This is a genomic window from Sphingobacterium sp. MYb388, from assembly GCF_037479535.1.
Lineage (GTDB): Bacteria > Bacteroidota > Bacteroidia > Sphingobacteriales > Sphingobacteriaceae > Sphingobacterium > Sphingobacterium anhuiense.
On sequence record NZ_JBBGYV010000002.1, the window covers coordinates 237465 to 258732 of the forward strand.

The 21268-nt window shown below is 38.3% G+C and carries 16 protein-coding genes; 5 read left to right on the top strand and 11 right to left on the bottom strand.

Features of this window, described 5'->3' with window-relative positions:
- Positions 1 to 211: 211 nt before the first annotated feature.
- A complete protein-coding gene (locus tag WH188_RS07070) occupies positions 212 to 844 on the top strand; it encodes a DUF6266 family protein (RefSeq protein ID WP_339423621.1) in 633 nt (210 codons plus the stop codon).
- A gap of 170 nt (positions 845 to 1014) precedes the next feature.
- On the opposite strand, the gene WH188_RS07075 is transcribed toward WH188_RS07070, so the two are convergent.
- The 6 genes from WH188_RS07075 to WH188_RS07100 form a co-directional block, all read right to left on the bottom strand.
- Positions 1015 to 1512, bottom strand: a complete 498-nt coding sequence (locus tag WH188_RS07075) for an RNA polymerase sigma factor (protein ID WP_339423622.1) — start codon at positions 1510 to 1512, stop codon at positions 1015 to 1017.
- Between the two features lie 78 nt (positions 1513 to 1590).
- Positions 1591 to 2727, bottom strand: a complete 1137-nt coding sequence (locus WH188_RS07080) for a cytochrome-c peroxidase (protein ID WP_339423623.1) — start codon at positions 2725 to 2727, stop codon at positions 1591 to 1593.
- A 93-nt stretch (positions 2728 to 2820) separates the two neighbouring features.
- The gene (locus WH188_RS07085) at positions 2821 to 4377 is read right to left on the bottom strand and encodes a DUF6850 family outer membrane beta-barrel protein (RefSeq protein ID WP_339423624.1); all 1557 of its coding nucleotides are present in this window, start codon (positions 4375 to 4377) and stop codon (positions 2821 to 2823) included.
- Between the two features lie 15 nt (positions 4378 to 4392).
- Positions 4393 to 5745: a DUF4876 domain-containing protein gene (locus WH188_RS07090; protein WP_339423625.1), complete on the bottom strand. Its 1353-nt coding sequence runs from the start codon at positions 5743 to 5745 to the stop codon at positions 4393 to 4395.
- 11 nt (positions 5746 to 5756) lie between these two features.
- Complete coding sequence (locus tag WH188_RS07095; RefSeq protein ID WP_339423626.1) at positions 5757 to 8771, bottom strand: TonB-dependent receptor; 3015 nt, start codon at positions 8769 to 8771, stop codon at positions 5757 to 5759.
- Positions 8768 to 9568, bottom strand: coding sequence for a FecR family protein (locus tag WH188_RS07100; RefSeq protein WP_339423627.1), 801 nt, complete (start codon positions 9566 to 9568; stop codon positions 8768 to 8770). Before WH188_RS07100 ends, WH188_RS07095 begins: the two co-directional genes overlap by 4 nt.
- A gap of 113 nt (positions 9569 to 9681) precedes the next feature.
- On the opposite strand from WH188_RS07100, the gene WH188_RS07105 reads away from it, so the two are divergent.
- Positions 9682 to 10914, top strand: coding sequence for an RCC1 domain-containing protein (locus WH188_RS07105; protein ID WP_339423628.1), 1233 nt, complete (start codon positions 9682 to 9684; stop codon positions 10912 to 10914).
- Between the two features lie 230 nt (positions 10915 to 11144).
- Here WH188_RS07105 and WH188_RS07110 read toward each other — a convergent pair whose 3' ends face one another.
- Entirely contained in the window at positions 11145 to 11924 is a 780-nt protein-coding gene (locus WH188_RS07110; RefSeq protein ID WP_339423629.1) for an alpha/beta fold hydrolase, read from the bottom strand.
- Positions 11925 to 12104: 180 nt separating this feature from the next.
- Here WH188_RS07110 and WH188_RS07115 point away from each other — a divergent pair, with 180 nt between their 5' ends.
- Entirely contained in the window at positions 12105 to 12671 is a 567-nt protein-coding gene (locus WH188_RS07115) for a Crp/Fnr family transcriptional regulator (protein WP_132770859.1), read from the top strand.
- A gap of 196 nt (positions 12672 to 12867) precedes the next feature.
- On the opposite strand, the gene WH188_RS07120 is transcribed toward WH188_RS07115, so the two are convergent.
- Positions 12868 to 13797, bottom strand: a complete 930-nt coding sequence (locus WH188_RS07120; RefSeq protein WP_339423630.1) for a DUF6268 family outer membrane beta-barrel protein — start codon at positions 13795 to 13797, stop codon at positions 12868 to 12870.
- A 53-nt stretch (positions 13798 to 13850) separates the two neighbouring features.
- Positions 13851 to 14600, bottom strand: a complete 750-nt coding sequence (locus WH188_RS07125) for a lysophospholipid acyltransferase family protein (RefSeq protein WP_339423631.1) — start codon at positions 14598 to 14600, stop codon at positions 13851 to 13853.
- Between the two features lie 284 nt (positions 14601 to 14884).
- Here WH188_RS07125 and WH188_RS07130 point away from each other — a divergent pair, with 284 nt between their 5' ends.
- The gene (locus WH188_RS07130; RefSeq protein WP_339423632.1) at positions 14885 to 15910 is read left to right on the top strand and encodes a hypothetical protein; all 1026 of its coding nucleotides are present in this window, start codon (positions 14885 to 14887) and stop codon (positions 15908 to 15910) included.
- A 43-nt stretch (positions 15911 to 15953) separates the two neighbouring features.
- Positions 15954 to 16532, top strand: a complete 579-nt coding sequence (locus WH188_RS07135) for an NAD(P)H-dependent oxidoreductase (protein WP_132770856.1) — start codon at positions 15954 to 15956, stop codon at positions 16530 to 16532.
- 95 nt (positions 16533 to 16627) lie between these two features.
- On the opposite strand, the gene WH188_RS07140 is transcribed toward WH188_RS07135, so the two are convergent.
- Positions 16628 to 18052, bottom strand: a complete 1425-nt coding sequence (locus WH188_RS07140) for an efflux transporter outer membrane subunit (RefSeq protein WP_339423633.1) — start codon at positions 18050 to 18052, stop codon at positions 16628 to 16630.
- Positions 18053 to 18077: 25 nt separating this feature from the next.
- Positions 18078 to 21266 (bottom strand): efflux RND transporter permease subunit, encoded by a 3189-nt coding sequence (locus WH188_RS07145; RefSeq protein ID WP_339423634.1) that lies wholly within the window; start codon positions 21264 to 21266, stop codon positions 18078 to 18080.
- Between the last annotated feature and the right edge of the window lie 2 nt (positions 21267 to 21268).

Genomic DNA, 21268 nt, shown 5'->3' on the forward strand with positions numbered 1-21268 from the left:
GTATGAATCAGTTATATTTTTTAGTGTTATTATACAGTAATTCTAGAGGGTTTCTAGAGGGTTCATAGAGGTAAAACTGTATAAAACCTCAATTTACTCTGATTTATATATGAAGATAAAGTCTGGATGAATTATAGGAATAAAGAAGAAAACCTGAATCCTATTAGAGAGATACCTAAGTATTAAGTCACTACCAATAAAATAAACTATTATGGCAATATTAAAAGCAGGAGTAAACGGACCATTTTCGGGTAAAGTGGGAAGTATTGTTGGCTATGAATTAAATGGTCAAACCATTATTCGTTCGCTACCAGCAATTGTAAAAAGACCGCCAAGCAAACTCACGATCATTAATCGTATGCGTGTGAAGGTCGTGTCCCAATTTTTGAAATATATTAAAAAACCAATCGCTTTTGGTTATAAAAATATAGCACCTAAAGGTAGCCGTGTGGGAACTTTCCAGTTAGCTCAATCCTATCTACTTACCAATGCGATTGATTATGATGCAGAGAGTATGCCCTATGTTAATCCTGAAAAAGTAGTGGTTTTCAGGGGTGATATAACACCTCCTCTGCTCATCAATGTGGAGCGAAAAGAAGGTATGCTTCATGTCGAATGGAATACGGATGCCGCTAATGGGGGTCGAGCTGTTGTGGTTATATTGGCTTATGTCATTGAAGGGTTTTCGGCTTTAAATGAGGGCGGAGCTATCTCGACAGCAGGTAAGGTGGTATGGGATCATTCACTATTTTCGAGTATTAATGAACAGGTGCATATCTATGTAGGTTTTTATGATATGCTTCATGATACTTTTTCAGATTCTGTATATGGTGGTTGTGTATAAAAAGTGACTGTTTCTGAAAGTTATTAATCTAAAAAATGAGACAAAATAGATCGTGTATCAAGGCTGAAGTAGTATACGCTGAATTAATTAAGATATTTTATTAGCACAAGTTGTTTTATTTTAGAGATTTATGCTGTTTGCTTTTTATAAGAGATGATAATAAGGCAAGATTATTTTCGTAGTTTTTTGTAAGCAAGTTTAATGTGAGTTTTGATCGTGTTAACCGAAATGTTCAGCCTAGCTGAAATATCTTTATACTTCATATCACCGCAAACACTCATCTCTAGAATTTCGCGTTGTCTATCTGGGAGTTGTTGAAAATTGGCATAGAGATGATCCAGTTGATGTTCATATTCTGTTCGATGATCAATATCTTCACTGTCATCGATAAGCTCTTCTGGCAAACTGCATTGTATTTCTCGGGATCTCTTTTTAAGTAAAGTTAGACAACGGTTGCGAATGGATGTTTTGGCGTAATGAATAAAATCTCCTTGAATGTTAGATAATAGTTTGCGTTCCCATAGCGAGTAAAAGAAATCTTGTACAATGTCTTCTGCTTCTTGATCATCTTGTATATAATAATGAGCTGTACTACATAGGGTAGTATAGTATTGCTCAAAATACATTTTAAGATCTTCTACATCGACACTTTTCTTACGGTTAAACATGTTGCTGTTTTTATTATTTTAATTTAGATTAATTATAAATAATATGCAATAATACGACTTAATATTCATTTGAGCAATTTATTTTGGCAAAATTGGGCGTTCTACCGTAATTGGTTGAGCGCTTAGTGCTTCTAAAAACCGAATAATAGCTTCTCGCTCGGAAAGATTTATGTTGAGTGGTTTGAGTAATGGTGATTGCTTTGGAGATGGGCTATCACCAGTAATATGAACTGTCGCTTTTGGTTGTGGCATGCCGGCAGTATATTGATTGAGCAACATAGAGAGATCTGAAAACCGCCCATCGTGAAACCAAGGAAATGTACGTGCAGCATCGCGAAGGGAAGGTGTTTTAAATGCACCTAAATCTTCTTTTTTATGTGTGATCTCATATCGACCAAGATCGGCATTGCTTTTACCAAAATTACTAAAACCCAGATTGTGGAATTCGCCATCTTGGAAAAATGGACCATTGTGGCAATTGAAACACCTTGCTTTGGTACGAAACAAATGCATGCCCCAAATCTGCTGATCGGATAGTGCGCGGTAACGCCCTTTGAGGAAGTTGTCAAAACGTGTGATATTACTCGAAATGGATGTTTCAAAGACAGCCAATGCTTCTTGTAGTTGTTGTGCTTGTAAGCTATCAGATCCAAATGCCTTTCGAATATGTATTCTGTACCCTTGTATTTGATTGATCTGATGGACAGCCACTGGCATAGGTGTATTCATCTCGGCTGGATCTTCAATTGGTGATCTAGCTTGATCTTTGAGTGTGGCTGTTCGACCATCCCAGAAGAGTGTTTTTTGCGCCCATACATTTTGAATGCTTGGACTGTGCCGCCTGCCTTGAGAATGCCCGTCTCCAATTGCTTTTTTCCTTCCATCGGTCCAATGCATATCAGGATCATGGCACGAGGAACATGAAATCTGCTTGGAGGCACTTAATCGTGGCTCGAAAAATAACATTTTGCCAAGTGCTATTTTAGCTTTAGTAGTTGGATCTGTATTTTCCCATATTGGGGGAGTAGGTAATGGGGCCCACTCGTTATATTGGACTCCGGAATCAATTTCGGCTCTAGGCCAGTCTAATAATGGTCGTTCGTAAAGTGAACGTAACCAAGTGAAATCTGGTTGTTCATGCTCCTGCTTTTTAAAAAAAGATGAAAATATGAGTAAAATAAAAAACAGGGTGAATAGAACAGTTATTTTCTTCATGACAATGCGTTTCCTTACTGGGGTCTGTGCCTTATTTTTGTGTTAAATTTGTTTTTATATAGTTTTTTTGAGATACTCTTCTATTTACATGAGTTAAAAGTAAAGATGGAGAGATAGCGTTGTCTGATTGCGCGATTTTCCTGACAAAATCTCACTTGTACTCGTAGACTGAATTTGTTTTGTATGTATATGTGCCATCCAGTTCATGCCAGTGAAATTGAAATATTGCTGCAATCCGCCTTGAATATGCCAAAAGCTTGCTTTATCTAGTGCGACATCGTGCTTAATAACCTGATCAATAAAATCATTACTGCTACGCGGACTTTGATTAAATTCGGTACCGTATGGTGTAGCTATTCCAAAACCAAGTTCTAATAAGCGGCTGCGATGCTGATCGAGTTGATGGTTGAGCTTAAATAATGCCGACTGCCGTCCTGCTGCACGCTTGATTAACATATTGCCATCAACCTGATTGTGATAATTTAACTTTTGCTCAAAACTAAACTGTGTGTTTCTGCCCCATACTGGTTGACTGTAATAAATCTGTAAAGTACCTTCGCGCGTAATAGATGCATAGTTGTTACCCAAAAGATCAATGTTATAATCTTTTCCTTTTGACTGTGAACCCAGCAACCGAAATCCCCATCGTAGTGATACATCATGGGCTTCAATATAACCTTTCCATTGATTGACATCATAGTCTCCGTACATGTCGTAACCATCATAACGGCCAGAGGAATTACCGCGATCATATTCTTCATGGATGCGCTCATAATTAATATTTGCCTGTCCTCGCCAGCGGCTCGATTTGTAGTAGAAAGCAAACCCTGCTCCACTGAAATCTTGGTTGTTGGTATAAACACGGTCGGAAAAAGAAAGTGCATTGCGCATAGTACCGTAGCCATTGATAAACCAGTTGAGATACTCAGGATATTGGGATGATTCATAATATTCTTTGTTGCGATAATCCACTTGAGACTCTTGCTGCCCGTACCCCCATAGACCGCGTATTTCGACTCCCAAATGTTGGTTTTTCCATTGTAATGCAGGTGTTAGGCGAAGTTTGAAATGTTTCAAAGCTGCTCTGGGATCATTGGTGCTGAAATGATCTCCCATACCATAGTCACCTGATAGGGAGCCTGAAAAACCAGAAATGATCTGATGAACTAGATGTGTCTGGATGGCATAGTCTGTCTGTTGATAGTGGACAGCACGCTGAGAGCCATAATAAAATGGTGTTGAAAATTCTGAGTCTTTGCGGTGTCCCCAGCGTATACTATCTAATTTATTATTGCTGTAGGAAAAACTTCCCCAAAGGAGCATCTTGGCTAGTTTTTTACCTCCTTGAGCGCTGAAATTTGCTGCTTTGCTATGCTCGGGATCTTGATAGGGACGAAACTTTCCATTTTCGGTCTGATAGCGTAGGGAAGTGATACTGATCTGCTTGCCCATAACTTGCTCTAGCAGAAGAGGACTGGTTCCTTTAGCAAGATGATAGGTGCTTTCCAATAAAGGTGACTGAAGCAGTTTTTGTGTACTGCTGTCTGTGTTAGTAGATTTTTTTTGAAGTAATTCTTGGGCTTGACTGGGAATGATACACAGTGTAATAAAGAATACTAATAGAAATGGTATAAAGCGATTGATAATCATGATGTTGTTAACTAACTATTCTTTAAATCCTCCAGGTATGGCAGGCATGATAGATTCAAAGTCATTGCTGGAATTATTGGTATCTTCAAGGATACGACGGCCATTGCGTACTTCTTTTATTTTACGTATCACAGCTTGTGAACTGTATGAGCCTAGAGGGCTATATGTAAATCCGGCATCAAGCTCAGCACTTAATTTCTTTGGTAGACGTCGGTCTGCAGTATTGGGCTGTGTTTCTACGGCATCAATAATATACTTTTTAGGTACCTGTGTATACAATGTTTTTCCTTCTATGGTACTTTCTTTTACCTCGGCATATTTCGGCCAGCTATGGATATCAGCAGGTGCTTTGAACAATGCATATCCAATACGGCCGATGTTGTCCATCATCATCGTTTTTCCAAATTTTTGGATTACAATAAGGCTCTTTTTTCCAGCTGTCGGAATGTCTATGAGCGATCCACTTTCTCCTTCTTCTAGATATGGTGTGGTAATAACTTCGAAATCTGCTATACTGAGATCTACTGTTAGATCAGGCCGGCTCACTTGGTAAACTTTACCGTTTTTATTGGTAAATGGTGCTTTGTGATTGATGGCACTTCGTGCAACGATAATACCTTGTCCGGGTTGTACAGCATAGGTTTTACCATCACCGGGAAACATATAAATGGCCTGGGCATATAGGTAATCGGTATTTGCATTGTTTGGTGCTGGTGCTGTACCAGCAGCTTTAGTCCAATCAAACTGACCGCTTTCTAGTAATTTGTCTGCTGCCCGGTAGGTGGTCGATAATCTACCGTAAACAAACATCATACAGAGACTGTCGGCATAAAGGACTTTATCCGAATTGTTGTATATTTCGAAGAAATTGTCTCGCAAAGAGGCTGCTTTGTATAGATCTGATCCGGCGTAATAGAGTTGTTTTATAACCCAGTCACCGGTCACAGACTGGCGTAAGATAAGCGAGAGATTGGTTACCGAACCTGCGGAAATACCGATCCGATAACTCGTTGCTGCGGCGTTAAATGTGACCTCATTTTCAGAGGACTGGCCGAATGCCAATTCATAGGCTTCTGATGAGAAACGTTTTGAAACCTGAATATCGTATTTGCCATTACTTACATAATCAAATCTAGCGATGCCTTTACTGTCGACTTTAGCGCTATCGACTTTATTGGTAATTAGATTTTTGAGCTGTACGACATAATTTTCAGTGGTCTCATTTTGAGGTGCTGATCCTACGGCGTAGCTCACCTCCACTTCTAGTACCGTGGCTTTGAGTTCTGATTCCAGTTCATGACGGCATGAACCTAGCATGATAAGTGCTAACAAGTGGAAAATAAATGTGATCGTATAATTTCTTTGCATGAGAAGTTGGATTATAGTTTTAAACTGATCTCACCGCCAAATGATGGTGGAGCATTGAGTACCACGCGATTTTCGGTTCCGGGTACCATATAACTTGGTCTCCAGTTGAGCATATTGTATACATTGAATGAAAATCGAAGCTTTTTATTAATGTCTTTCGAAACTCGAAGGTGAATATTACCGTACTTGATAGCATGGCGTTCGCTATTTTTTGTATTGGTTTCGCCAAGAACAGCAAGGTGTCCATATACAGGATTGTCCGCATCATAGTTTTCAATTGGATGAAAATTAAATTTACTATCATAATATCCAATAGGTTCACCTGATTTTCCATAGCGTTTGTTGTGGGTCATCAATGGGAAGTCGGTTACTAGATTGATCATCAGGGCTAACGATGGAATATGGGTCTGTGATGAGAGGGTGGCTCTGATCTGTTGATTGCGGTTGTTTTCTGGCGCAAATACCCCAAATATCGCTTCTTGAGAATAATCGATCCCATCCAATGATACGTAATTCAGATAGGGAGATGTATCATAATAGTATGAATTGGTATAACCTGAACTAATGTTGAATGAAGTTGCTAGCCAAGATATCTTTGGTGTAGAGGCCATGAGCTCAATACCGTAGTTGGTGGATTCTAAGCTGTTGATAATCTGTGAATAAGAACTTGTTTTTTTGTTTGCCAATCCTGTTGGACTATAAGCCGGTTTACCATTGGCGTCAAGCTTATATTGATATTGGGGTATAAGCCATTCTTTGAATATGCTTTTGGTAGAATAACCATTACTACTGATTTTGCGGTAAGCGGTTAAACTAAAATTTGTCTTGCCTTTGCGATATTGATAGCTGATTTCTTGCATATTGGAAGTAGTAGCTTTCAAATTTTCGTTATTGGCATATGCTAGGTCTGCATATACCAGGTAGAGCCTCAGATCTGGATCGTCACTAGGGAAATCAATAACAGGGATTTTAAAGTATACGGGGCCTGGATAACGATGAGCAAGGGAAGGGGCCTTACTGGCATATCCCCAAGCAAAACCGACACTTGATTGCTGGTTAATTTCGTAACGGGCATTGAGACGCGGTGAAAAATTCCAAGATCCTGCTTGGTTATCGGCACGCATACCTAAACGGAAGTAAAGCGGACGTTCTGCTAATTTGTACCGGAAGTTGTCTTCTACATATATTCCAGCATTGAGCATGGTCGGTACTTGCTTATAATTATAGCTTTGTTCTTTTGAACTGCTAAATAGCGGGCGCTCCAAATCAATGATTTGACCACGTCCTCTATTGGCCGATAGGTATGCATTTCCACCAATACTTAAGGAGTGTACGGTATGAAGGAAGGGTTTTATTGCCGTGAGGCTAAAATTGGCGTTACCTGTAATCGGTTTGCCTTCTATTGCAGTGACTCCGAGGTAACTGCCATTTGCCCACTGTGCCTCATAGATACCAGGGGATTTAATGTCTGTATAAGGGAAACTTTCATCATTGACCAGGTATTGCATAGATGAATATTGACGGCCTGCCGATAGGCCTAGACTCACATTAAATTGGTCAAACCAGCTTTCTTCTTTAAAATGATATTGATAACGATCTGTCAAATTAATATTGAAATATTCGAAGGTAGATTTTCTCATTGCGCGGTCATCTATATCTTCTTTGGCACCATCGAGATTACCAGATACTGTGAATGAAAAATTGTTTTTGGATCTTGTGTTAAATTGTAAAGTATGAGTCAATGAACCAGTGAGGCGCCTGTACGCTTTTAAATTATCGCGCGGATCGTTATTGGCCTGGAGTAAGTTTCCATTAATATTTAATGCTCCCCATTTTTTTGGCAATAAAAATCCCTTACCCAAACTGTACTGAGTGGTTCCTTTCCGAAAAGATGTGCGAAAATACCACGGTGATCGCCCAGCTTGTGTATTGATGATCACAGCACCATCTGCATAGTCTCCGTATTTGGCAGATGCGACGCCAGAAATGACTTCGATACTTTCGATATTGTCTACTCCGATACTACGCATATCTATACCTCCATACGCATTGTCTCCACTTGTTGTGTTGCGATTGTTGAGTCCTAATCCATACTCGCCTGCGATATAGGGATTGAGAAAACCATTAGCACCAGGGTTTAAACTCTGCATGTTGGCATTGTTGCTCATTTGCACCCCGTCCATATAATAACTTACTGAAAAAGCATTGTTGCGACTAAAGATGTCGGTATCCCAACTGTCTCCTGATACAGATCGTAATGTCAACATATTGGTCTTTGCCATATTGGTTTCAGTCACAGATTTGCCCGGTAACATGTTCAGGACATCTGCTAAACTAATGGCTTGTGTATTTTCAATGGTCTCACGATCAAACACGATGGAACTATTCGAGGAGCGACGCATATCTCGGTTGCCATCGATATCTACCGACTCGAGTTGCAGTGTTGCATCTTTTAGCACAGCTTTGATACTATTTTTGAAATCTGTAGGAATGAGATTCATCTTCAGACTTTGCTTGCCTATATAGGTATATTCTAATTCTATTGGAGTATTGCTGGGTACACTTATCGAAAAATTACCTAACTCATCAGAGTTGGAACGCCATTGCAATTCAGGTATAGAAACAGTCGCGAAAGGTAAGGGATGATTACTTTCATCTACTATTTGACCATGAATGGTCGTTTTTACGGATTTGTTCTTCTGTTTTAATTTACTTTGCGTGATCACCAGTGTTTTTCCCTGCCATTGCCATTGCAATATGGTTGGATCAAAGATTGAAAGGAGATAATCATTGATATTTTCTCCTTTTGCAGCTCGACGTATATTGGGATGTTTGTTAACTTCTGCGGGAAGATGGATCACATTGATATGATAATGGTATTGCAAAATCGCAATTAATTCAGGAATACTGCGCTTCTGATCATCTATATTTATTTTCTGCTGTTGGGCCTGAATACTGCCGTGCAGACTAATGGTAAAGAGAGTGGCTAAAAATGCTTTGCGCGCCACAGAGGAAGTTGTTATCATTTTAAAAGAATGCTGTGCTGATCTAAGTGGATGTCTGATTTGCTAAGATGTTGCAGTAATTGCATAAATTGAGGTAACGCAATATCGGCTTGATTCTGATAGACTGTTATCTTGGGATATTGTTTGTTTGGATTGGCCTTTTTAAAGATCAATTTCTTTTGTGCAGCGATCTGTGACAGTACTTCATCTAAAGGAATATCCTGAAATACCCAATTATTGTTTTTCCAATCTATCAAAGCATACGCTTCAACAGTTTGCCGTTTTGCTTTTCCTTCGTTGGCATCAAAAGTGAGCTGCTCGCCTGGAACTAATAGACAATTGAAATTTTTATTGCTGAAGCGAATACTGCCCTCTGCTAGCGTGACTGAAATTTTCGATGTATAAGCGTTGATATTAAAGATCGTACCAAGTACTTCAATCTGCGAATCATCTACCGAAACTTGAAATGGGCGTTCTGGATCTTTAGCAATATTAAAGATTGCTTCGCCATGAAGTAGTTCCACCTTACGTAGATTTTTATCTAGTTTTTCAGGATAGCGTAAACTGCTGTTGTTATTAATAACTAAAGTACTGCCGTCTGAAAGTTTGATAGATTTAATTTCATTACTTGCGGTGCTAACAAGAATCATGTTAACAGGTTGCTCTGTCACCATATGTTTCCAAGTGAAGAATCCAGCGACTATAATTAATATTGTTGCACATGTATGAATAGCTTTTAGTCTTCTTTTGCGTCGATATGTTGTCTTGTCGATGCGGTGAGTGATATTTTGCCAAGCTTGCTTTTTGTCAAATTCCATAAATGCGGATACTGATTTATATACAAGACTAGATTTTAAAAAAAAGGGTGAACTGGTATTCACCCTTTTTTTATTTTTTTAGTCCTATAGCTGGAATAATATCTTAACTGAATATGAAATATATCAATAGACAAGTACTATACTTGACAACTTTGGCCATGATATTGGGCAGTTGTAGCAAATCAAAAGTCGATGAAACAGTAACACCTGGACCTGATCCTGAGCCAAAACCACAGGAATATTACTGGTCTTCAGTATCGACTGGTCAGGCCCATGCACTTGCTCTGAGTGAAGAGGGAGCTATTTATGTTTGGGGTGATAATAGTGAAGGTCAATTGGGCAACGGCGGTCAAGCTGTTGTTTCTAAACCTATCAAATTGGTTTCTTCTCAGAAATGGTTAAAAGCCATGACCGGGTATGCTCATAGTATGGCAATTGCATCGGATGGGACTTTATGGACATGGGGTAAGAATGACGTAGGTCAGCTCGGGTTAGGTACATCGGGAGAGGATGTGTTAATTCCTACTCAAGTAGGGGCGGATAAAGATTGGACTGAGTTAGCTATCGGCGGCAGTTATAGTCTTGCCTTAAAAAAAGATGGCACACTTTGGTCATGGGGCAATCATGCTAGTGGTAGTATCGGTAATGGTCAAACAGATGGAAAAACTTCTGTACCAACAAAGGTTGGAACAGATACAAATTGGAAATCAATATTTGCATTTAACAATTGGGGAGCTTCTTTTGGTATCAAAACGGACGGTTCACTTTGGGCTTGGGGCAAGGCTCAAAATTATATGTTGGGTACAGGTAGTACAACCAACCAGTCAGCTCCAATTCAAGTCGGTGTAAATAGGAAATGGAAAACCGTAGCAAGTGCTAGAAGTAGACATACTTTTGCTATCGCGGAGGATGGAACTTTATGGGCTGTGGGCCGTAATAATAAAGGTTTATTACAAGTCGGTAATACGACCGAACAGAAAGATTTTACGCAGGTAGGGACAGACAAAGATTGGGAAAATATAGCGACATTTAATCTAACGGTACTCGCCTCAAAAAATAACGGTGACCTTTATGGCTGGGGAATTAATACGTATGGAGAATTGGGTAATGGTGCAATCAATTCTACTTCAAATGATGATCTTGGAGTAAATACAATTACAAAAATCTCAGGACAGTCCAATGTTAAGGGAATCGCAATAGGATTTAACTTTTCGGTGTTGCGAAAGGATAAAAGTAAGAGCCTTTGTATTGCAGGTAGTAATTTGGGAGATTTTCCTTCTTTGGGTACTGGTAGTGTATCATCTGCACCTATTCTAACGCATCAATGTGATATTACCTTGTATTAAGGTTGTTATATCTTAACTTATAAATGAGAACAAGAGTATCGTTTATGTAATACTCGATTTAAAAATAAGAGGATGTATAAACTCCAGATATAACAATTGCACAAGAACGCAATGAATGAGTTTTTAAACACTCCGGTACACATATCGGAGTGTTTAAATTTTGTTTATATGTTATTGTTAAAATAGATCTATTGATAACAATAAGATTTATATCAGGATTTAATTTATTACTAATGATTTAAAAACTCGGCAACAAAAGCATCAAATGCTTGTGGATTTTCTGCCTGTACCCAATGTCCTGCATTAGGGATTGTTTTTATTATGGCTTTTGGAAACTGCTTTTCGATATTTGCTTTGTCTTCGGGCAGGATGTATCGTGACTTTTCACCAGCCAAAAATAAAGTAGGTCCTTTAAATATACCTGATTTGACACCTACTGTGATAAACGAAGTGTATTTACCTTTCAGAACGTCTAGATTGAAACGCCACCCTAGACTTCGGTCTTCTTTGATATACACGTTCTTCAATAAAAACTGGACAACTCCTGGTTCTTTAATATAGTGCTCAAGTGCTATCTGTACGTCTTTACGATTTTCGACAGTTTCAATATTAACGGCACTTAGTGAATTGAATATATCTTCATGATGCGGAGGGTAGGATTTGGGGGCAATATCAGCTACAATCAATTTAGCTACTTTTTCAGGATGATCTATAGCAAATTGCATGGCAACTTTACCACCTAATGAATGTCCAATAAGATCAATTTGATCCGCTCCAATAGATGCGATATAGGCAGATAGATCATCAACCATAACTTCGATAGACATCTCTTCACTATGAAAACTGCGCCCATGATTACGAAGGTCCAAAAGATGCACTTGTCTTTTTTCTCCAAAATTGCGGCCAAATGTTCCCCAATTATCGGACATGCCAAATAAGCCGTGTATAACTACTAACGGAATACCCGCGTTTTCTGCTCCATATATCTTGCTGTACTGTAGTTCTTCCAATGTATATTCTGTTTTAATGAGTCTTCTGTTATTGATTCAAAATTACAAAAAATAAATTTTATAGGCTTAAATGTAAAACGAATAACTATAGCGCATGAATAGATCTATCTGCAAAAGATAAAATGTAGCTTTGTAATAATAATTTTGTTAGAACGTACTGAAATTAGATATAGAGCATAAATGATAGCAGCATTTTTTCGTGATTTTGGAATTTTTTCGGAAGAGGAGATTGCACAAGTTCTTCAACTTTTTACGATCAGAAAGTTGAGTAAAGGAGATTATTTTGCTCGTGAGCATGAAAAAAGTAATGAAGTGGCATTTATTCGATCTGGAATCTTTCGCTCCTTTTATACAACTCCCAATGGTGACGATATTACTTATTGTTTTCGATTTCCAAATGATCTTATGGCGGCCTATTCTTCTTTTATAACTGGTGGTCCTAGTGTGGAAGCCATACAGGCTATTGTGCCGACAGAATTATATGTGATTCAGAAAAATAAACTTGATCAATTGGTTCTTGAGAAGCCGATATGGACTATGTTTCTTAAGATTATAGCAGAACAGCAATATCTAGAATTGGAAAAACGGGTTTTTCAATTGCAGAAGGAAACTGCCGCCCAACGTTATGCATCGTTGCTCAAAAATCAACCAGAATTTATCTTGCAAATCCCATTACATTATCTCGCTTCCTACCTTGGTATTACGCAAAGACATCTGAGTCGTATACGAAAAGAGATTACTTCTTAGTCACTAATGTGATATTGATTTATCAATGTGACCTTAACGAATAAAAAGCAATCAATAAGGTTTAGATGGGTATAATAATAATTTTTAGAGGCATGTTATAACTATTTTTTGTCTTGTATCTTTGAATATAGATTGCTTCTTAAAATATGTTGAAGGGTCAGATTTATAGTAATAATATCTGACTCCTTTTGCTTTATTATAAATTCATCTTTAAACCTGCCGATGCATAGGGAGATGCTCTGAAATAATACTCTTTATCTTGAAACATACTTTTCAATGTTCTATCTGTGATCTGAGCTGGTCGCCACAGATTCATACCAACGGTTAGCGGTATTGATATCTTTTTTCCTATTTTTATTTCTGGACGAAAACCCGCAATCATATATAAATGTGAAAACATTTTATCTTTTCCTTCTTGTTGTAGTAGAGCTGTCTGGCCATTCATTTCTGCGATAAGATTTAACCGGAAATTTTTCGTCAAATCATATCCTACCGCCATTTCTAAGCCCTGCATAAGAGCTATCTTTACTGCATATTTTCCCTCAGTTTTCCAGTTGAGATAAAGGGCAGGAAAGACCATTGGGAAACCAAAAGAATTGTTGACCATAATACCACCGCCTAAATCCAAATTTGGTTTTAAGTGACGAATGAAAACAGTTCCGACATTGCCAAGTACATTTTTGAATCCTGCTTGTGAAAAATCAGTATTAGACATAAAAATACCTCCACCGATAGTCGCCAGTATAGACCACCGGTCGTTCAAAGGTCTCAAATGAGTTAGATTCATCCCAATATTTAATATTTCATCTACGACTAAGGGCGCTGTAAAGTTTTTATTGGCCAGCTTTGCATAAGCACCATTTGCACTTATAGCCCAGAGTGTGGGACGTTTATTTTCGTTCAATTTTAAAGATAGAGGAATCGTAATGTTAGCTTGGTGAACCATAGCAGCACCTTGGCTATCACCTACTTTTTCGCTTTTTTCGTTCTCTGATTTTCGGTAGTCCGATTTTCCAATATATTCGGTTTTCATTTCTATTTGTACTTGTGCATCCACAAATTGGCAGGAAATAACCATTATAAATGCGAAAAGCACTGTTTTTTTAATTTCAAAATTTCTGATCATATGAAGTATTTAATTTTTATTAAGACAATTGGTAGGTACTTTACCCTTTATTTTTATTTCCAACGGCGATGTGTCCACAACCACCAACTAGGGTCTTTTTGTATGCTTTTTTCCAGCATGGACGCAAATTGCTTAGTTATCAATCCTTCTGAAGTTGCTGCTGCATGATCACATATCGGTTTAATATCAAGTTCCCACTCTAGTTTATTTAAAGGTTGTAAGGAAACATATCCTACAGATGTATTTAGTTGCCTTGCTAGCTTTTCTGCACCAGAAAACATGAAGGTAGTTTGTTGTAAAAACTCAACAGCAATTCCATTGTCATGTCCAGGAAATTGATCTGCAATAAATAATGTAATGGAAGGAGTTTGTTTTTCCCGTAAAAGTATCCTTAATGCATGTTGAGCAGGCAACAGGCGCATACCATGTTTGGTCCTTTTTTTATAACTTAAATAATTTAAAAATCTGTTTTTTAAAGGTTTATATAGAGCTTGTGTAGGTATGTTTGTAAATTGTGGTATTTTCGTTATCAGCTCCCAATTTCCGTAATGACCTAATAACAGTATAGCTTGACTTCGTTGTTTTTGGAGCCTATTGATCGTTTCAAGGGCTGATTCTGATAAATGTAATTTTACCTGACGAGGATGAAAATTTTCCCATATAATACGGGCAAGATTTTGGTAGAAATTATGACGATGTATGTTAATTTCCTGATAGGACAAGTGAGGGAAGGCGCGAGCGAGATTTTGTACGCATACGCTTAGCCGATATTTACAAACTTGTCCAATGAAATAACCTAACATATTGATTGTTTTTAATGTTCCGAGAAATTTTAATACTATGCCGTAATTTGTAGAAAAACTAAATCCTATTATTTCAGTACTTCAACAAGTATCCCTTTTTATATCTGACAACCGGATGCTCCCTTACCCTTATTAATTTTTGAAAAAGAAGAGGTCTGAGATTAATTTAATACTAACCAGAAAATTAATCTTTATAGTCAGAACTGTTCTTATGTCACAATTACCTTTTAGACATATGTCCTGTAGAGGTTAAGTTTTCAGCGATATTTTTGTATAAAAAAAATATGCAAAAGAATATCTTAATTATTGGAGGTAAAGGATTGGTAGGGAAGACTATTTATCGGATACTTAAATCCAGAAATCCTGATGCTGACCTCTTCGTGGGAAGTCGGAAAGCTACTGTGGAAAATAATGAACTAACGATTGATGTCAACCAACCAGATACTTTTCAGTCTATTTTAGATAAAAAAATAGATATTATTGTGTTGAGTGTAAATGATAACGAAGACAATGTTTTACATTTTGCGGTTAAACACCATTTGGATTATATTGATATTACAAAACCAACTCCAGCATTGATGAAAGCCTACCACTTGCTCGTAGGTCATGATATCAATAGCCGGATTGTATTTGCATCGGGTTGGATGGGAGGAATAATTGCTGGTTTGATCAAGGCGAATGTAAACAGCATGACTGATATTGAAAAAGTTGATGTAGCCGTTTACTATTCTGTTAAAGATCTTGCAGGAGAAAGTTCAGCTCATTTTATGGCAGAAAATGTTGCCAAACCTTTTGTCCGATACCAGAACAATGAGCCCGTACAGATTAAACATTTTTTGGATACCGATTATTTTAATTTTGGGTTTGGAATCGGCCGTCGGCAAGTTTATAATTTCGACGTACCGGATTTGTATATCCTTAATAAAGTTGAAAAAATCTCAGATGTCTCTGTCAAGATGACCTATAATTCTAAATTTATAACCTGGTTATTAGGGACGATGCAACAATTCGGAATTTTTAATAAGCTGTCTCTTAATACTAGGAAGAAAGTTTTCGGATCGAGTGGAAATGGAGATTTAGCAGTCTTCGAAATTACGGTAGCAAATACTGATGGAAAATTTAAGAAAATTAGTGTACTCAGTGAGAAAGGGCAGGCTGAATTGACTGCCTTATCAACAGTTATACATATTGAATCTCTTTGCAAAAATGTTTTTAATAATCGTGTCTATTTTGCGCATGAATTGCATAAAAAACAGGATTTGCAGCAACAATTAATGGAATATAAAACCATTAATGTAAAAATATATTAATGGATGTGGCTAAAATGTAGTGTTTACAAATTTAATTACGCTAATGAAAAATATAGTAATTATCAATGGACATCCTAATAAAGATGCGCTAAACTTTGCTCTTGTAAAAGCCTATATTGAAGGAGCCGAACAATCAGGAGCCGAAATAAAAGAGATTACAATTGCAGATATGGAGTTTAATCCTAATCTCCAATATGGTTATCACAAACGTATGGACCTAGAACCAGATTTAATCAAAGCTTGGGAAATGATTTTGTGGGCAGATCATCTTGTATGGGTACATCCGGTATGGTGGGGCGGATTGCCAGCCTTAATGAAGGGATTTATAGACCGTTTGTTTTTACCAGGTATGGCTTTTAAGTATCGACCTAATTCAATATTTTGGGATCGACTGCTGAAAGGTAAGACTGGGCATATCATTACGACATTGGATCAGCCGGGCTGGTATTACCGTCTTATCTATGGAAGACCAAGTATCAATCAATTGAAAAAATCAACACTACAGTTTTGTGGTGTTACTCCAATAAAGGTAAGCTACATCGGTATTGTAAAAACAGCTGATGAAAATTTGCGGAAAAAGTGGATCGAAAAGGTTAAGAGGTGGGGAAAAGATAATCTGTAGAATTAATAATTTTTAAAAAGGGCTATATAAGTTTTAAAAATAACAAAGAAGCAGGTCTATTAAACTTGCTCCTTTGTTATACTTGTATATGTTAATTATTGATTCCAGCCACCACCTAGTGATCGGTATAAATCGACAACAGCAGCAAGTTCTGCCTTCTTAACTTGTGCAAGTTCCAATTCACTTTGTAGCATATTGCTTTGAGCTGTGATGACTTCCAAGTAAGTTGCCATTCCGGTTTCGAAAAGCACATCGGCATGTTGAATAGCTTTCTTCAATCGATTGGTTCTTTCTAAAGTGATGCGTTGCTTTTCTTTTAATTTCTGTATTGAAATTAAAGCATCAGATACTTCACCAACTGCTGTGATCACTGTTTGTTTAAATCGGATAACATTTTTTTCTTGATCAATTTGTGCGATTTCGTATTGTGTTTTTAGTTCACGACGTTGAAATATAGGCTGGGTAATACTTCCTGCGACGGCACCAAATAGGGAAGCTGGTATGTTGAACCAATTGCTACTTTTGAAAGCATTGATTCCAGCTTCGGCACTGATAACTAAGGAAGGATACATCCTAGCTTTAGCATATTGTTGATAGGCTTTGGAACTGGTAACAGCAAGTTCTGCTTGCTTAACATCAGGTCTACGGCTCAATAAATCGGCAGGTACACCCGCAGACCAATTGTCAGGAAGTTGAATATTTGCCAGTTTTTCTTTGATTTTAATCTCCTGCGGTAGTCGACCACTCAACGTTTGAATGGCATTCTCCTGTAAATGGATCTGCTGCTCAAAATCTGGAATAAGACTGGCCGCAGCAAGACGTTGCGCATCCACTTGCTCTACAGCCAACATACTGATGTCACCAACTTCGTATTGTTGTTGGACAATGCGTAAGGTACTGTCGCTAAGACGTAGATTTTGCTGTGCAATCTCATGTAGCTGATAAAGCATAAGCAACTGGTAATATCCCTGTGCTACTTGAGAAATCAGTTGTGTCTGTACAGCTTTTTTTGCTTCTTCGGTCTGTAAATAAGAAGCTAATGCTACGGTATTTTGACTCTTGATCTTTCCCCATAGATCGGCTTCCCACGATAGTCCTAACGATGCTGTATAATCTTCAACATGATTTTGACCTAGAAATTGTCCTAGACTCAACCCATTCATACTATTATTGGATGGATTAGTACTGTTTGCTTTTATCTGCAATTGCAAATTTGGCAAATAGTTAGCCTTAGCTTGTTTTAACATCAGCTGCGATGACTCGATGTTTTTGATGGCGAGTTGCATGTCTACATTTTGATGGATGGCACTATCAATCAGAACTTGTAAAATAGGGTCTTGAAAGAAGTCTCGCCATGGAATGGAACCGATGCTCGTTTCTTTTGCTCCTTCTTCTTGATCACGAAACTGTGTAGGAAGGGCAGGAGCAAGATCCTTGTTGCTGATCAGTTTATCGGTTTTACAAGACCATACAACAAGGGGTAATATGAAAGCCATCAGTATGTTTACTTTTATATTCATGTATTTCAATTTTGTCATTGTTTCACTAAACATTAGTATGTGCGGGTACTCTAACCACTTCTGATTGGTCCAATTCTTGTTTTTCCGTAGGATTTGGACTTACTTTCTCTTGTATATATTGGAAGAAAATAAAAAGCACCGGAATGATGAATAGGCCAAGTACAACTCCACTGAGCATACCGCCTGCAGCGGCAATACTAATAGAGTGATTTCCTTGTGCTGAAGGACCAACTGCCGTCATCATTGGGATCATTCCTACGATAAAAGCGAGAGAGGTCATAATGATAGGCCTCAGACGTAGTTTTGCAGCTTTTAGAGCAGCACTTGCAATCGAAAGTCCTCGTTTACGTCCCTGAATAGCAAATTCAACGATAAGAATGGCGTTTTTGGCTAATAAGCCGATCAGCATAACCAAGGCAACCTGAACATAAATATTATTGGATATATCTGTTAGACTAATCGCAGCAAATACGCCGAAGATTCCTGTTGGAATAGATAGGATAACTGCTAATGGAATGATATAACTTTCATATTGTGCAGCAAGCAGGAAGTAAACAAATATCAAACACAAGATGAAAATAAGAGTAGACTGTCCACCCGAAACAATTTCCTCTTTTGTCATACCTGAGAATTCATAAGTATATCCTGTAGGGAGGTGCTGTTTTGCTACCTCTTCTACCGCACGAATAGCATCTCCTGAACTGTATCCAGGTTTTGGAATCGCATTGATACCAATAGAATTGAATAGGTTATAGCGTGATGCTGTCTCCGGACCATATACACGTGTCATGGTAACCAGCGTATTGATAGGAACCATATCTCCCTGACGATTTTTAACGAAAATCCCGTCCATAGAAGAGGGCTCGGTACGGTCTTGTACGTCAGCCTGAACCATGACGCGGTAATACTTACCGAATCGGTTAAAGTCTGAAGCCTGCGAGCTTCCGAAGTATGCCTGCATGGTCTGCAAAATACTTTTGGTACTTACACCGAGCTGTTCAGCCTTTATGTCATCAACCTGCAGTTCGAACTGCGGATAGTCGGCTTTGAATGTGGTAAAGGCCATCATAATTTCAGGACGTTGCATCAGTTCTCCAATAAACTGTTGTCCTACAGTACTAAATTTACCCAGTTGGCCACCAGTTCGATCTTGTAAAACCATATCAAGTCCATCAACATTACTAAATCCAGGAACAGTTGGGAAAGTAAAGACGAAAAAATTAGCACCTTTAATTTTAGATAATTTCTGGTTAACATCAGCCATAATAGCATTGATATCTTTTATAGCTCCCCGTTCTTTATGTGATTTAAGTAAGATAAAAGCCACACCAGCAGATGGGCTAGTTGACTGTGTCAAAATATTGAAGCCGGCTAAAACATTCAATGTTTTTGTAAAATCGGCATGTTGCAACTGTTGTTCTGCTTCGGCTAATGCGCTTGATGTACGGTCTAAAGATGCTCCTGCTGGCATTGAAAGAGATATTGCAATAAAACCCTGGTCTTCCGAAGGAATAAAACCAGTTGGAGTCTTGCGAATCATGACAACAGTAAGCAGTAATATCACGCCCAAAGCACTAAATGCAATCCATTTGTAACGAATTAAGAAACGCAGACTACCGATATAGTTTTTAGTTAATCGATCAAAACCGACATTAAATCCAGCAAAAAAGCGTTCTTTAAAGTTGAGTTGCTTTTTATCAGATTGGTTATGATGCGTAGGCTTTAAAAAAAGTGCACAGAGTGCCGGGCTCAAAGTCAACGCATTGATAGCTGAAATAACAATAGCAATGGCCAAAGTAAAAGCAAACTGCCGATAAAATACGCCTGTTGATCCCTCCATAAATCCGATTGGAAGGAATACCGCCGACATAACTAATGTAATGGAAATAATGGCTCCTGTGATTTCACTCATGGCCGATGTTGTGGCCAGTTTTGGAGACAGATGTTCATTCTCCATCTTAGCATGTACAGCTTCGACGACGACAATAGCATCATCGACCACAATACCGATGGCGAGGACAAGTGCAAATAGTGTCAGCAAGTTGATCGAGAAGCCGAATAACTGCATGAAGAAGAAGGTTCCGACGATCGCTACAGGAACTGCGATGGCAGGAATCAGTGTTGATCTAAAATCTTGTAAGAATAGGAATACGACTAAAAATACCAGTATAAAAGCTTCTATTAAAGTATGTTTAACTTGGTCTATGGATTGATCCAAAGCATCTTTCGTATTATAAAGCACTAAGTATTTGACCCCTTTTGGAAAACTTAATGATGCTTTTTCCATAAACTCCTGGATCGCAATCTGAATTTCATTGGCATTGGAACCTGCCAATTGCATTACACCGATATTAAGTCCAGGTTTACCATTGATTCGAGTGTGGCTGGCATAGGTATAAGAACCCAATTCAACACGGGCAACATCCTTAAGTCTTAAAACCGAACCATCTGTATTAGAGCGAATAATAATGTTTTCGTAATCGCTTGGCTGGTTAAGTTTTCCTTTGTATTTGATAACAAATTCGAAAGCCTCTTTACTGCTTTCTCCGAATTTTCCGGGAGCTGCTTCAACGTTTTTATCCTGAATGGCCGCCATGACTTCCTCTGGTGTCAGTTTGTAAGTCGCCATCTGATTAGGCTTGAGCCATACACGCATCGAATAATCTTTACTTCCGCCAAAGGGCAAAGCTTGTCCTACTCCGGGGATACGTTTAAGTTCAGGAATAATATTGATCTGCGCATAGTTGGTAATAAAAGTTTGATCATATTTGCTTTCATCTTCCGTATAAAGATCTAATACCATGATCAGACTGTTTTGCTGCTTGGCGGTTGTGATCCCCGCCTGTACAACTTCGCTTGGAAGTTGGCTGGTGGCTTGTGAAACACGATTTTGGACATTGACTGCAGCCTGGTCCGGATCAGTTCCTAATTTGAAATAAACGGTAATCATGAGAGAACCATCATTACTGGCTGTGGAACTCATGTAACTCATATTTTCCACTCCATTGATGGACTCTTCAAGAGAGGGGGCTACAGCACGGAGTACCGTTTCGGCATTTGCTCCGGGATAAAGTGCCGTAACTTGCACCGCTGGTGGAGCAATATCGGGAAACTGTTGCAAAGGAAGTTTTAGGATCCCGATGATCCCCAATATGACGAGCAGAATGGAGATAACTGTAGCAAGTACGGGTCTTTCTATAAATTTTTTAAACATTT